Genomic DNA, 14,206 nt, shown 5'->3' with positions numbered 1-14,206 from the left:
GCCTGACAGCGGGCAGCGGGCAGCGGGCGACGGGCGACGGGCGACGGGCGGCAGCACGGCGGCGTCACCGCGCCCGCAGCGCGTCGACGATGTTCATCCGCGCGGCGCGCATCGCCGGCAGGAAGCCGCCGATCAGCCCCATCGCCAGTGAGAACAGCAGTGTCTTCACGACGATGGCCGGCGTGAGCACGAAGCGGAACGACAGGTCCGAGAAGGTCTGGAAATTGGTGGTCGAGAACGATGCGAACTGCATCAGCGCCGCGCAGCCGAGCCCCGCGACGCCACCGACGAGGCCGAGCAGCAGCGCCTCGAGCAGGAATGCGGCGAGCACGTTCGCGCGCTTGAAGCCGAGCGCGCGCAGCGTGCCGATTTCCGCGACCCGGTTGGCGACCGACGCGTACATCGTGATCATCGCGCCGATCATCGCCGCGATCGAGAAGATCGACGACAGCGTGATGCCGAGGATGTTGATGAAGGTCGACAGCGCGCGCGACTGGTCGCCGTAGAACGCCTGCTCGCGCTTGGCCTCGTCGGCAAGCCGCGGATCGACGTCGATGTCCGCCTTGAAGCGCGCGAACGCGTCGGGCTGCGCGATGCGCACGATCATCGACGAATAGCTGGTGCGGCGGAACGACTGCATCAGCTGGTCGACGTCGCCCCAGATCTCGGAATCGAAGCCGCTGCCGCCGGCGTCGAACTCGCCGACGACGGTCCAGTCGCGCTGCGCGAAGCGCAGCCGGTCGCCGATCCGCGTGCCGCTGAAGCCCTTCGCGATCGCGCTGCCGACGACGATCTCGGACGACCCCGCGCTGAACATGCGCCCGGCCGCGAGCCGCACGCGGGGGCGCAGCCCGACGCCCGCCGGCGACACGCCGCGGATCACGACGTTCGACGGCTTGCCGGTCGCGGTCTTCACGAGCGAGATCAGCACCACCGCCTCCTTCGACGCGAGCGGCCGGCCGTCGGCGCCGAGCGCGACCGACGGATGCATCTCGATCGCGTTGGCCTGCTTGTGGTCGATCGCGCTCTGCACCTCGGTTTCCGCGCCCTTGCGGATCACCACGACGTTGTCCGGCTCGCCGGTCGACACGAGCGTCTTCGTGAGGCCCGCGTCGAGCATCAGCACGGTCGCGAACACGAACACGACGAGCGCCATCCCGCCCGCGGTGAGCACCGTGGTGAGCCGGCGGGCCCACAGGTTGCGCGCGATGTAGGCGAGCGGAATGGCCATCGCGGCGCCTAGCCGATCGCCCGCAGGCCTTCGACGACGCGCACCCGCGCCGCGTGCCACGCCGGCACGAGCGCGGCCGCGACGCCGACCGCGAGCGAGCAGGCGGCCTGCAGTGCGATCGTCTGCGCGGACACGTTGAACACCGGGAATACGCCGCCGGTCGCCCGCTTGAACAGGTCCGCTGCCGGCGGCATCGCGAGCATGCCGAGGCTGCCGCCGATCGCGGCGATCACGAGCGATTCGCCGAACACGAGCAGCGCGAGAAAGCCGGGGCCGAAGCCGAGCGCCTTCAGCGTCGCGTATTCGGTCGTGCGCTCGCGCGCGCTCATCGCCATCGCATTGGCCATCACGGCCATGATGATCACGATCACCACGTAGGACACCACGCGGATCGCCGCGATGATCTGGTTCGACATCGCAACGAAGCCGAGCTGGAACGCCTGCTCGGTTTCGGTGAGGGTCTCGGCGAGCGAGTTCCTGAACACGGCGTCGACGTTGCGCGAGATCGCGGCGGCTTCGTCCGGGTTTGCGATCCCGAACACGTATACGCCGACCTGGTCGGCCTGCCGCGGCGTCGTCTTGCGCACCCGCTCGTTCAGGTAGTCCCAGTGGAAGATCAGCTGCCGCGTGATCGTCGTTTCGTCGCGTCCGTCCAGGATGCCGCGCACGACGAATTCCCAGGTGCCGGGGTAGATCGTGCCCTTGATCGGGATCACGTCGCCGACCTTGAAGCCGAACTGGTTCGCAAGCTGCCGCCCGATCAGACAGCCCTTGCGGTCGCGCTGGTAGTCGGCACGCTGCTGCGCGGGCAGGATGAACTCGGGATACAGGTCGAGATAGTTGTCCGACACGGCGAACTGCGCGAAGAAGTTCTTCGGCTCCCGGTAGATGCCGCCGAACCAGTTGGAGCGGGCGACGATCGTCACGCCGTCGACGCCGCGAATCCGGTTCTCATAGCTCACCGGCAGCGGAAACACGAGCGAGATCGCGTTGCGCGTGACGAGCCGCGCATTGGACGCCGCGGCGGCGCCCGCGTACCACGCGTCGACCACCGTGTGCAGCAGCCCGTACGCGAGCACCGCGATGGTCAGGCCGAGCACGGTCAGCAGCGTGCGCAGCTTGTGCCGCAGCGCGTTGCGCACGATCAGCTTCAGCACGTACATCGCGCGACTCCGCGACGGCGCTCAGCGGGCCTGCCCATTGATCAGCTCCCCTTTTTCCAGATGCACGAGCGCCTTTGCCGCGCCGGCCGCATGCGCGTCGTGGGTCACCATGATGATGGTCTTGCCGAGCTCGGCGTTCAGGCGCTGCATCAGAGCCAGCACCTCGCCGGCGGACGCGCGGTCGAGGTCGCCGGTCGGCTCGTCGGCGACGATCAGCGCCGGGTCGGTGATCAGCGCGCGCGCGATCGCGACGCGCTGCTGCTGGCCGCCGGACAGCTCGGACGGGTAATGGTCCATCCGGTTCGCGAGGTTCACCATGTCCAGCACCAGCTCGACGCGCTCGCGCCGCTCCCGGCGCGGCAGGTGCGTGAGCATCAGCGGCAGCTCGACGTTCTCGAACGCGGTGAGCACCGGCATCAGGTTGTAGAACTGGAAGATGAAGCCGACGTTGGCGGCGCGCCAGTCGGCCAGCGCCGCTTCCGCCAGCCGCGTGATGTCGAGGCCGCCGACCCGCAGCTCGCCGCTGTCGGGCCGGTCGATCCCGGCCACCAGGTTGAGCAGCGTGCTCTTGCCGGAGCCCGACGGCCCCATCAGCGCGACGAAGTCGCCTTCGCCGATGTCGAGCGTGATGTCGGTCAGCACCGGCACGGTCTGCACGCCGCGCCGGTACGACTTCGCGACGTGGCTGATCTCGACGAGCGGGGCGGGCCGGGCGGGCATCACGGGTGGCAACGCGTTCACGCTATTTCTTCGCGACGGTCACCTTCGCGCCGTCCTTGAGCTTCGCGCCCGGCGCCAGCACGAGCGTGTCGCCCGCCCGCACGCCGCGGATCGCGACGAGTTCGCCGATCCGCGCGCCGGTCGTCACGGCCGTCTCGCGTACGGCGTCGTCCTTCACGACGAACACCACCTGGCGGCCGTCGCGCTCGGCGACCGCGCCGGCCTGCACCGCCGTCACGGGCTGCTTGTCCTGCGCGGACACAGGCTTCGACAGGAACGCGATCTTCGCGCTCATGTCCGGCAGCACGCGCGCGTCGCGGTCGACGAAGCGCACCTTGACCAGCACGGTCGCCTTCGAGCGGTCCACCGTCGGCACGATGCGCGACACGCGGCCGGCGAAGCGCTGGTCCGGCAGCGCATCGAGCAGGATCTCGCACGGCTGGTCGACGCGGATCCGCGCGATGTTCGATTCCGCGACATCCGCCTCGACTTCGAGCGTGTCCATGTCGGCGATCGTCACGACCGCGCCCTTGCTGTCCGACGCGGACGAGAACGGCGTGATGTTGTCGCCGACGTTCGCGTGCTTTTCGAGCACGACGCCGTCGAACGGCGCACGGATCGCGGTCTGGTCGACCGCGACCTGCGCGGCCTGCGCGTTGGCTTCGGCCGACGCGATCGCGGCCTGGCTGCTGTTGACGGACGCCCGCGCCTTGTTGACGCGTGCGAGATCGGTGTCGTACTGCGCGGCCGGCACCGCGCCCTTCGGCGCGAGGATTTCGGTGCGGTGGAACGCGATTTCGGCGTCCTTCAGCTCGGCCTGCTGCAGCGCCAGGTTGGCCTGCGCGACCTTGACCTGCGCCAGCGCCTGCCCGAGCGCGGCCGCGACGTCGCGGCTCTCGAGCCGCGCGATCACCTCGCCCTCCTTCACGCGCGTGCCTTCGAGCACGCCGAGCCATTCGACGCGGCCCTGCGCCTTCGACGCGACCGCAGCCTTGCGCTGCGGCACGACATAGCCGGTCGCGTTGAGCATCGTGTCGTTCTGGAACGGATAGGCGGTGGTCACGGTGGTCGTCTCGACTGCCGGCCGGCCGGTCAGCGCGATGCCCGCGCCGATCGCCGCGGCGGCGAGCGCGGCAATGACCGCGTAGCGGAGCCAGGGGCGCTGCCGCGGGACGGCCGCGGCCGGCCGCCGGTCGATTTTCAACCTGTCCAGATTGTGATCGGGCAATTTGGGATGTCTCGTGCCGGCGGCGTGTCGGCGGCGCGGCACCGTGCGGCAGGCGCGTCGACCGATCGCGATCCGGTTTCCGGGAAAGGGACGGAAGGAAACCAGTATAGCGTCGCAGCGACGGCGCGCGAGCGCGCTTGTTGCTCGGTGCGACGCGGCCGTTCGACGCGGTGAAGGCGGACGGTGCCGGGGCGGAACGGTGGTGCAGCGATCCGGGTGGGCGCCTGGCTCGGCGAGTCCTGGCCGCATGGCCGTCCCGACAGCGCCGGCGCGTCAGGGAAAGCCCGGATGCCACGGGCCGCCTGTCAACTCACCGTGAACGCGATGCGTTATGGAGGCAGTGGGAGCCAGCGGGTCAGTATTCGTCAGGGCAGGAACGCGCAAGCGGACCCGCCCGGCGGCGACCGGAAACCCCGGCGCAGCTGGCGCTCCGATGCGGATGCCTCGCATCTTTTCATACCGATACATTTGATTTTTTCCCTGTTAAAGGAAGAACAATGAAGAAGACGCTCGCTTCGATCATGACCGCAGCATTCGCACTCGCATCGGTTTCGGCATTCGCACAGGAATCGGCGCCGGCCGCTGAAGCACCGGCCGCCGCATCGGCGCCGATGAAGAAGGATCACACCAAGCCGAAGCACCAGCTGAAGCAACACGGCTCGGTAAAGGGCAAGGCGAAGGCCGCTGCGGCATCCGCCGCCGGCACGAACGACTCGGGCACGCAGAACTGAGTCGTCCGCCGGGGCCGGTCATCCGGCCGGCAGTCGCAACCCCGCATGTTCACGCATGCGGGGTTTTGTTTTTTCAGGCACCGGGCGACACCGCGCGCATCGCGTCGACGACCATGCGCATGCGGCGCCAGTGCGAGCCTTCCCAGAACACCCGCTGGCACACGTCGCACGCGGCGAAGCGCCGGTGGCGCTGGCGGACGCCGGCCGGCACCCGCGCGGCCGCGTCGTCCGCGCTGAGTGGATGCAGCGGCGCGTTGCAGCGCAGGCACAGGCGGAACGGCCGCATCTGCGGCGCGAGATCGAGTCGCACGAACAGTTCGCGCAGCTGCGCGGCGGGCTGCAGCGCGTGCAGGTAGCAGCCGCGCGTGACCGCGCGGCGCTTGAGCAGCTCGCGGTCGCGGGTGAGCACGACGCGGCCGTCGCACGCGGCGAGCTCGGCGATCGTGTCGTCGCTGAAATGGTTGTCGTAGCAGGTGTCGAAGCCGGCGAGGCGCAGCAGCTGCGCGAGGCCGCCGAGGTGCGCGTCGGCGACGAAGCGCCATTCCGGGTGCGTCGGCGCTTGCGCGCCATCCGGCAGCGGCCGCGCGCGTTCCGGGTACACATCGACGCTGTCGCCTTCCGCGAGCCGCCGGTCGAGCGGCGCCGGCGCGCCGTTGATGCGCAATTGCCCGACCTCCGTATGCGGGACGCCGAGCGCCTCGACCATATGCTTGACGCTCGCGTCGGGCGAGCACGCGCGGGCAATCGCGCGGTCGCGCTGGGTGCGCGCAAGGAACGCGTTCAGTTCACCGTGGAAACGGAAGGTCGCGGTCGCCATTCGCGCAGTATCGCATCGCGCGTGGCCGCCGTGCCTGCAAGTTGCACACAACTGTGTTTAACTCCGGGCTTCACTTGTCGAAGGAGCGAGCGATGGATCTCGGATTTATCGGGCTGGGCGAAATGGGGCTGGCGATCGCGGCGAACCTGCTGAAGGCCGGGCACGGGGTGCGGGTCTGGAACCGGTCGCGCGAGCGGGCCGCGCCGCTCGCCGACTTCGGTGCGCAGGTCGTCGACACGCCTGCCGACGCATTCCGCGGCGATGCCGTGTTCTCGATGCTCGCGGACGACGCGGCCGCGCGTGCGGTCTTCGACGACGCGTTGCTCGCGCAGGCGCCGCGCGGGCTGATTCACGTGAACATGGCGACGATCTCGGTCGCGCTTGCCGAATCGCTCGCGCACGCGCACGCGGAGCGCGGCCTGCACTACGTCGCCGCGCCGGTGATGGGGCGCCCGGACGTCGCGGCGGCCGCGCGGCTGACGATCATGGCGGCCGGCCCGGCGGAAGCGATCGAGCGGATGCAGCCGGTGTTCGACGCGATCGGCCAGAAGACCTGGCGCTTCGGCTCGCTGCCGCAGCACGCGAACGTCGCGAAGCTCGCTGCGAATTTCACGCTCGCGTCGGCGATCGAGACGCTCGGCGAAGCGTCGGCGCTGCTCGCGGGGCATGGCGTCGCGATGCGCGATTTCCTCGACGTGATCACGAGCAGCGTGTTTCCGGGGCCCGTGTACGAAGGCTATGGCGGCATGATCGCCGAGCGGCGCTACGAGCCGGCGCGCTTCAAGGCGCGCCTCGGCCTGAAGGACGTGCGGCTTGCGCTCGAGGCCGGCGAAGCGGTGTCGGTGCCGCTGCCGGTCGCGAGCCTCGTGCGCGACAACCTGCTGGACGCGCTCGCGCACGGCGGCGGCGAACTGGACTTCGCGGTGCTTGGCGAAGTGGCGTCGCGTCGCGCGGGCCGCTGACGTTAACGTTGACGCCGCGGGCCTGCAGTTCGGGCCCGCTGCGCGGGACAAACCCGCACTGCGCGCGGCATAATCGTCCTTTCGTTTTCCTTCAGGCAGAGGCCGTGATGAATTTGCACACATGGTGGCTTTTCGTGGCGACGGTGTTCGTCGTGTCGGCGATTCCGGGCCCGAACATGTTGCTCGTGATGACGCACGGCGCCCGCCACGGGCTGCGGCGTTCGTCGTCGACGATGGCCGGCTGCCTGACCGCGCTGGTGCTGATGCTGTCGGTGTCGGCGGCGGGGCTCGGCGTGTTCCTCGAGGCGTGGCCGGCGATGTTCAATGCGCTGCGCTTCGTCGGCGCCGCGTATCTGATCTACCTCGGCGTGAAGGCGTGGCGCGCGCGGGTCGACGACGCGCCGGCCGCCGACGTCGAATCGGTGCAGCGCCAGGCCGTGGCGGCGTCGCGCTGGGCGCTGTTCCGCAACGGCTTCCTCGTCGCGGGCAGCAATCCGAAGGCGATCCTGTTCGCCGCCGCGCTGCTGCCGCAGTTCATCAATGCGTCCGAGCCGACGCTGCCGCAGTTCGGCATCCTGGTCGTCACGTTCGCCGTGATCGAAGTGAGCTGGTATCTCGTCTACGCGTCGTTCGGCACGCGCATCGGCGCGACGCTGAAGAGCCAGAACGTCGCGAAGGCGTTCAACCGGCTGACGGGCGGCCTGTTCGTCGGCTTCGGCGCGATGATGGCGCTGGTTCGTCACTGACCGGCTTCGGCCCGCACGCCTGTCGCTGGCGTGAAGCGGCTCAGACGCCCCATCCTCGAGAGAGGGCGGGGCGTTCGTCTTTCACGGGCGCGGTTCCGGCACGGCCACGGCGCCGGACTGTCGGCCGGAAACCAATCCGAACAGGCCGGCTGCGCCGGTGAACGCGAGCGCGACGCAGCACACGCCGTGCCAGCCGGCCCACGCCCATGCGCTGCCCGCGAGCGCCGCGCCGGTGGCGCCGCCGACGAAGAAGAGGCCGACGAACAGGCCGTTCAGCCGGCCGCGCGCAGCAGGATTCAGCAGATTGATCGCGCGTCGGCCGAGCGTCTGGTCGGTGATGACGCCCGCGTCGAGCAGCGCCGCGCCGACGACCAGCAGCGCGAGCGCGGCACCGCGATGCGCGTGCGCATCGAAGCCGCCCCAGCCGGCGCCTGCGACGCCGATCGCGACAAGCGCGACGAGCATCGCCGCATGCGCGATCCGCAATGCGGTCGGGCCGTGGCCGCGGTCGCCGGCCCAGCCCGCGAGCGGCGTGACGATTGCCCCACTCGCGCCGGCGAACGCGAACAGCGCGATTCCGTGCAGCCCGAACGCGAACGGTGGCTGGGCGAGCCGCAGCCCGATCGCGGTCCAGAACCCGCTGAACGCGGCCATCCCGAGCGCGGCGGACAGCGCGTGCCGCCGCAGCACCGGCTCGTCGGCGAGCAGGCGTCCCATCGACGCGAGCAGCGCGCGGTAGCTGGCCATCGCGTGCGGCTGTCGCACGGGCAGCCGGAACGCGAGCACCACGGCGATTCCCGCGTTCGCGGCCGCCGCGATCCCGTAGAAGGTGCGCCAGCCGGCCGAGCCGGCGATCAGGCTCGCGAGCGGCCGCGACAGCAGGATGCCGAGCATCAGCCCGCTCATCACGTTGCCGACCGCGCGGCCACGCTGCGCATCGGGCGCCATCGACGCGGCCATCGGCACCAGCATCTGGATCACGCTCGACGCGGCGCCGGCGACCAGCGTCGCGAGCAGGAACACCGTGCCCGAGCGCGTGATGGCCGGCAGTGTGAGCATTGCGGCGCAGACGGCGAGCGTCGTCACGATCAGGCGGCGGTTTTCCAGCAGGTCGACGAGCGGCACGAGCAGCACCAGCCCGATCGCGTAGCCGAGTTGCGGCAGCATCGCGACGAGGCCGGCAAGGCCCGCCGGCAGGTGCAGGTCGGCGCTGATCGGGCCGGTCAGCGGTTGCGCGGCAAACAGGTCGACGACGATCACACCGACCGTCGCGGCGAAGAACAGCGTCATGCCCGCGCTCAACGCGGGGGTCGTGCCGCCGGACGGGCGCGCGGCGGTGGGGCAGAGGTCGGCAGGGCAGGTCATGGTCAGCCGGTGACGAGGTGGAAAGTCCCCATCGTAGGTGGCTGATGGTTATGCGACAATTGAAATATGGCTAACATGATTATGCGAGTTTGTTTTGAATACGCGCGATCTGCAGGCATTTGTCGCGGTGGTCGACAGCGGCTCGATGGTGGCCGCGGCCGCGAAGCTCCATCTGACACAACCGGGCCTGACGCGGCGCGTGCAGAGCCTCGAAACGCTGCTCGGCGTGCCGCTGCTCGAGCGGCAGAGCAAGCCGCTGAAGCCGACTGCCGCCGGGCGTGAGGTCTACGCGCTTGCGCGCAACGTGCTGTGCGCGGTCGACACGCTGCTGGCGGTCGGCGCGCCGGACAGCGAGCCGTCGGGCGAGCTGCGCATCGGCGTGCCGCCGTTCCTGTCGGAGCTGGCGCTCGAAAGGCCGATCGACCGGATGCGCGACGCATTTCCGCGACTGACGCTGCGGGTGACGGCCGGCTGGTCGCCGGCGCTGTTGCAAAGCGTCGAGCGCGGCGCGCTCGACGCGGCCGTCGTGATGATGCCCGGCAGCGCGATGCTGCCGGACACGCTGACGAAGACGCTGCTCGGCGTGCAGCCGGCCGTGCTCGTCGCTGCGCGCAACTTTCCGCTGCCGGAAGGGCCGCTGACGCTCGACGCGCTGTCGCGTTTTCCGTGGGTGCTGAGCCAGGACGGCTGCGGGATGCGCTCGGCGCTGAGCCGCGCGCTCGGCGCGGCCGGGCTGCCGTTCGACGTGGTGGTCGAGGCGTTCGGCTCGGATCTGCAGCTGTCGCTGGTCGCGCGCGGCACGGGGATCGGCATCGCGTCGCCGGCCGCGCTCGCACGGAGCGCGCATCGGGACGCGCTGCGGGTCGTGCAGACGTCGGGGCTCGAGACGCGGATCAACATCTGGATCGTGCACGGCGCGCTGCCGGGCCGCCTGATGCGGCCGATCGCGCTGCTGCGCGACACGCTGGCCGAGGTGCTCGACCCGGAAATACTGATGGGGTCAGAAGAAAAGGCGGATTAGAGCAGGCCTTCGAGGGAAAATCCTTATTTTCTCTACGGAAATGTTGCGTTGCGGAAACCGTTTCGCTATAGTTGCACCTGTCTCCTCCATGTCTCCTCTGATATGGATTCAGCCCGCCTCTTCAGGCGGGCTTTTTTTCGTCCGTTTTTTTTCGTCTGATTTTTCCCGGCCGTCGTCAGAACTTGTACGACATCGCGACGTAGCTGATGATCGGATCGGCCTTCAGGTCCGATTTCGATTCGGACAGCACCGTGCCGTCGGCCGCCTTGATCGTCACCGTCGACGTCGTCTTCAGCGGGATGTAGGTCACCGACGCAACGAGCCCGAAATGCTCGGTGATGTTGTACTGCAGGCCCGCGTTGAACACCGGCTGCCACGACGACGACGCCTTCGCCTCCACCGACGTCACGCCCGGCTTGCCCGCGCCCGCCGCGAGAATCGCGCCGAGGTTGTCCTGCGTCTGCTTGATGAAGTTCGTGTTGAGCTGCAGGTCGCTGAACCAGTTGTACGACACGCCGAGGCCGAGGAACGGCCGGAACCGTGCGTTCGCCTGCGCGAAGTAGTACTGCAGGATCACGGCCGGGCTCCATTGCCGCACGCTCTTCACGATCGGGTTGACCGAGCCGAGCCCGATGTTCTGCGTGCCGAGCGCGCCGGCAGGGCCTGGCGGCTTGATCGTGCCCTGGGCCGACACCTTGAACACCGGCGGCACGCCCGCCACCGACGTGACCGCGATGTGGTCGGTCAGGAAGTGGCTGACCGTCAGGCCGACGGTATCCGCGCCGCTCGTGCGCAGCCCGGTGCCGGGCGACGTGAACGAGGCCGGCAGCCGCAGTGGCGTATTGATCGGCGTCGGCGCCACGTTGGTCGTCATCGGCGTGCTGCTCTGCTGCGGCATGATATGAAACCAGCCGAGCGTGACGACGTTGCTGCCGGCGCTTTGCGCGTGCGCGGCGAACGGGGCCAGCGTGGCGGCGGCCGCCGCCGCGCACAGAAGGGTTTTCTTCATGACGGCCTGCCTCCGCTTACTGGACGAATGCGCCGATCGTGAAATACGGCGTCGAACCGGCGTTGTCGAGGAAGCCGAACACGCCGCCCGTGAAGATGAACTTGCCGGTCGGCGTCGTGCTTCCCGAGCCCGAATGGACCGTGGTGACCGTACCCGGCACCTTCTGCGTGTAGTCGAGATCGAGCGCGGTCGCGAGCGACGCCTGCGACGCGTTGAACGGATCGAGCAACGTCGCCTGGTTGTTGATCAGCGCGGTGGTCCGGTAGTCGAACTGGCTGTCGACGCCGATGTACTCGCCGTTCTGCGAGCCGAGCGCGATCGCCGTCTGCGGCGCGAGGATCGAGATGCTCGATTCGTCGTCGGCGGTGAGGCCCGGCACGCCGTTGCTGTCGGGCGTCGGGTTCGGGTTCGCGACGCCGGTGCGCACGAGGATCGGCACGAGCTGGTTGCGCAGCTTGCCGACGATCATGAAGCCCTTGCCTTGCGGGAGCGTCGACAGCGTCGGCTTCAGCTGGCTCTGGTAGTTGTTGGTCTGGAACGCGCCGCTGCCGTCGGCCGACAGCGCGAAGTTCGTGCCTGGCTGGCGGCAGGCGCCCGCGAACTGGCCGGTCGTGTCGCACTTGGTCCACGTGCCGTCCGCGTTGATCGTCACCGTCGCGTCGATCGATGCTGGCGCGAAGTTCTGCGACGGCACCTCGCCGAAGCCGACGTGGCTGTACTTGCCTGCGACGTTCGCGAGGTTGGTCTCGATCGCCGAGAAGCCGATGAACGGGTAGTACGGGAACTTCGTGTCGGGCACCGCGGCCTGGCCGAGCACGCCACCGAACTGGATTTCCTTGCCGGGAATCGTGCCGCCCGCGACGCCGTAGCCGACGAAGATGCGCGCCGGGCGTGACGCATCGAGGCTCGCGCCGTTCAGGCGGAACGCGCACTGGTTCAGCTTGTTGGTCGGCAGCAGCGTTTCCTGCGTGAGCGTGCCGCTGTCGACGGTGCCCGCGCGCGTCGGCGTGACGGTGCCGGTCGTGCGCGGCACCGGCGATTCGACATAGGTGACCTGCCAGGTCATCTTGGTCGTGTCGAGCTGGAGCTTGACGAGTTCGCCGCTGCCGGCGCCGCCCGTATAGACGGTGCTGTAGTCGAGCGTGGCAGGGCAGAGACGGTCCTCGACGAGCGGCGGCGGATTGTCGCCGCCGCTGCCACCGCATGCCGAAAGAAGGGGCGCGGCACACGCCGCCGCCAGAATGAGGTTCCGCTTCATGATGCTCCTCCAGGATTTGTCTTGTGTGGCGGCCAGCTCCCTGTCGGCCGCTTCTTGGTTGTGCTTCGCCTGCCGGCGCCGTGCCGGGCGCCTCGCGTTCGATGCCGCGGCGGCGCGCGCCGCCGCGGGGTTGTCTGCAGTTTTTCCCGCAGTTCAGCGCACTGTTTTTCCGCTATTTGCTGATCTGCGCGCCCACGCCGAAATACGGCGCCGACGACGTGCTCGCGTTCGCCGACGTCGACGTGACGCCGCCGTTCACGGTGCCCTGCACGAGCGCCGCGTACAGCCCGCCCGTCGCGATCATCACGCCCGATCCCGCGGCATAGCTCGCGCCGGCCGGCGGAATCGTCGTCATGTTCAGCAGGCCCGGCGTCGTCTGGCCGTAGTCGAGCGTGAAGCCGTCTTCCGCGGCTTGCGTCGTCGGGTTCACGAACGTGCCGTTCGTGCCGCGGATCAGCGCGGCCGTGTACTTGAAGTTCGAGTCCGCGCCCGCGTAGCCGCCGTCGAAGCCGCCCGACGTGAGTGCCGTCGCATTGCCGAGCACCGCGATGCCCGATTCGTCGTCGACCTTCGCGTCGGCATGCAGCGGCGGCGTGCCGAGGTTCACGTTGCCGGTGCGCACGATCACGGGGACCGTCGCGCCGTTCAGCTGGCCGATCACCATGTGTGCGGTCGCCGATTTGCCGGTCGCACCGATGAGCGGCAGCTGAGTCTGCGGCAGCGTCTGCGGCGCCTTCGCGCTGTCGAAGTAGCCGCCATTCGCGCTCGCCTTCCACGGATCGCCGGTTGTCTGGCAGCCGGCCGCATTCGTCGACGTGCACGCGCCGCTCGCATCGAACGTCTCGCTCGAGGTCGAACCCTTCGTCGCGTAGTTCGATGACGGCACGAGGTGGTAGATCAGCGCGTTGTACGTGCCCGGCAGCTTCGTCAGATCCGTCGTCGTGCTGGCGAAGCCGAGGAACGGATAGAAGTCGAAGTGGCGGTTCGGCACCTGGCCGATGTTCTGCGCGATGCCGGGGACGATCGTCAACCCGCTGTACTGGATCGTCGCGCCCGGAATGCCGCCGCCCGCGACGCCCATGCCGACGAGCAGCATCGGCGGATTCGCCGGGTTGAAGTCGGCGGCCGTCGAATAGGCGGAGCCGTTTCCGGCCGTGCCCGCGCCGGGCGTGAGGATGAACGCGCAGCGGGTCTGTTCGGCGGTCGGCAGCATGCCGGTCGGCGGGTGCATGACCTTGCCGGTGATCGTCGTGCCGACGCGCGTCGGCGTGACGGTGCCGGTCGCGAGCGGGATCGGCGATTCGAGCCACTTGAGCGTATAGGTCAGCGCGACCGCGTCGATGTTGACGCTGACGATCTCGCCACTACCCGCGCCGCCGAGATACGTGCTCTTCACGATGTCGGCGTCGGCCGGGCACAGCGCGCCGTTGACGGGCTGCGACGGCGGCGGCCCCTGCGTGCCGCAGCTGGAACCGGAACATTGGGGGGCTTCGATTGGCGCAGGCGAGCCGCCAGAATCCCCCCCACCACAGGCAACGAGCAAAGGGGCTATGGCAAAGGCCGTTGCCACCCCCTTCGATAAGGCGTGCGACATGCCGCTGTCTCCAATCGTTTAATTGTGCGAGCTAATGTCGCTGCACGGATTTTTGCTGTCAATTGATGAACTCGTCTAAAAAAGACGATTGAAACAGCGAGTGCCGATTGAAGCCTGACGGAAAGCGGATTTCAGTAAGAATTAAAACGCCGTGCCGACCGGAGATGGACTCCGGAGTGGCCTGCGCGCGACGCGCATGGCGCGACCCGACGCGCACGCGCGTATATCGGCAGTGTTTAAAGCAAAGGTATCCGGTTTATCCCTATTCGGGATTGACTGGATATAACGAGACGGGATTAATGGCGCGGAAATCGCGCAATGGAAAGCTTGTAAATAATTGTAAATGCGCGCGCGAATATGC

13 protein-coding genes are annotated in these 14,206 nt (G+C 68.8%); 4 read left to right on the top strand and 9 right to left on the bottom strand.

Translation table 11 applies throughout. The annotated features are described in order from the left end of the window. Positions 1–64: 64 nt before the first annotated feature. From G3N94_RS23625 to G3N94_RS23610, 4 genes are read right to left on the bottom strand one after another with little or no spacing between them, the layout of a single operon-like run. Complete coding sequence (locus G3N94_RS23625; RefSeq protein WP_205794981.1) at positions 65–1,231, bottom strand: ABC transporter permease; 1,167 nt, start codon at positions 1,229–1,231, stop codon at positions 65–67. An 8-nt stretch (positions 1,232–1,239) separates the two neighbouring features. After that, a complete protein-coding gene (locus tag G3N94_RS23620; protein ID WP_205794980.1) occupies positions 1,240–2,394 on the bottom strand; it encodes an ABC transporter permease in 1,155 nt (384 codons plus the stop codon). A 21-nt stretch (positions 2,395–2,415) separates the two neighbouring features. Next, complete coding sequence (locus G3N94_RS23615) at positions 2,416–3,114, bottom strand: ABC transporter ATP-binding protein (RefSeq protein WP_205794982.1); 699 nt, start codon at positions 3,112–3,114, stop codon at positions 2,416–2,418. Positions 3,115–3,136: 22 nt separating this feature from the next. After that, positions 3,137–4,342, bottom strand: a complete 1,206-nt coding sequence (locus tag G3N94_RS23610; RefSeq protein ID WP_205794979.1) for an efflux RND transporter periplasmic adaptor subunit — start codon at positions 4,340–4,342, stop codon at positions 3,137–3,139. A gap of 497 nt (positions 4,343–4,839) precedes the next feature. Here G3N94_RS23610 and G3N94_RS23605 point away from each other — a divergent pair, with 497 nt between their 5' ends. Further along, entirely contained in the window at positions 4,840–5,073 is a 234-nt protein-coding gene (locus G3N94_RS23605) for a hypothetical protein (protein WP_205794978.1), read from the top strand. Positions 5,074–5,146: 73 nt separating this feature from the next. Here G3N94_RS23605 and G3N94_RS23600 read toward each other — a convergent pair whose 3' ends face one another. Then, entirely contained in the window at positions 5,147–5,890 is a 744-nt protein-coding gene (locus tag G3N94_RS23600; protein ID WP_205794977.1) for a Mut7-C ubiquitin/RNAse domain-containing protein, read from the bottom strand. Positions 5,891–5,964: 74 nt separating this feature from the next. Between G3N94_RS23600 and G3N94_RS23595 the strand changes: the two genes are divergently transcribed. Then, positions 5,965–6,852 (top strand): NAD(P)-dependent oxidoreductase, encoded by an 888-nt coding sequence (locus tag G3N94_RS23595; RefSeq protein WP_241022041.1) that lies wholly within the window; start codon positions 5,965–5,967, stop codon positions 6,850–6,852. Between the two features lie 107 nt (positions 6,853–6,959). Beyond that, complete coding sequence (locus G3N94_RS23590) at positions 6,960–7,598, top strand: LysE family translocator (protein WP_205794975.1); 639 nt, start codon at positions 6,960–6,962, stop codon at positions 7,596–7,598. Between the two features lie 81 nt (positions 7,599–7,679). Here G3N94_RS23590 and G3N94_RS23585 read toward each other — a convergent pair whose 3' ends face one another. Beyond that, complete coding sequence (locus G3N94_RS23585; protein WP_205794974.1) at positions 7,680–8,963, bottom strand: MFS transporter; 1,284 nt, start codon at positions 8,961–8,963, stop codon at positions 7,680–7,682. Between the two features lie 94 nt (positions 8,964–9,057). On the opposite strand from G3N94_RS23585, the gene G3N94_RS23580 reads away from it, so the two are divergent. Next, positions 9,058–9,984 (top strand): LysR family transcriptional regulator, encoded by a 927-nt coding sequence (locus G3N94_RS23580; RefSeq protein ID WP_205794973.1) that lies wholly within the window; start codon positions 9,058–9,060, stop codon positions 9,982–9,984. 175 nt (positions 9,985–10,159) lie between these two features. Here the strand turns inward: G3N94_RS23580 and G3N94_RS23575 are convergent, their stop codons facing one another. The 3 genes from G3N94_RS23575 to G3N94_RS23565 form a co-directional block, all read right to left on the bottom strand. Next, positions 10,160–10,993, bottom strand: coding sequence for an OmpW family protein (locus tag G3N94_RS23575; RefSeq protein ID WP_205794972.1), 834 nt, complete (start codon positions 10,991–10,993; stop codon positions 10,160–10,162). Positions 10,994–11,009: 16 nt separating this feature from the next. Next, positions 11,010–12,251, bottom strand: a complete 1,242-nt coding sequence (locus tag G3N94_RS23570; RefSeq protein WP_205794971.1) for a DUF2957 domain-containing protein — start codon at positions 12,249–12,251, stop codon at positions 11,010–11,012. A 172-nt stretch (positions 12,252–12,423) separates the two neighbouring features. Further along, positions 12,424–13,845 carry a DUF2957 domain-containing protein gene (locus tag G3N94_RS23565; protein WP_205794970.1) on the bottom strand — a complete coding sequence of 474 codons (1,422 nt, stop codon included), beginning with the start codon at positions 13,843–13,845 and terminating at the stop codon, positions 12,424–12,426. Positions 13,846–14,206 lie beyond the last annotated feature (361 nt).

The organism is Burkholderia sp. Ac-20353 (assembly GCF_017104785.1).
In the GTDB taxonomy this organism is placed as follows: Bacteria; Pseudomonadota; Gammaproteobacteria; order Burkholderiales; family Burkholderiaceae; genus Burkholderia.
Note: the sequence above shows the minus strand (reverse complement) of the source record. Positions and strands in the feature narration are given on the sequence as shown.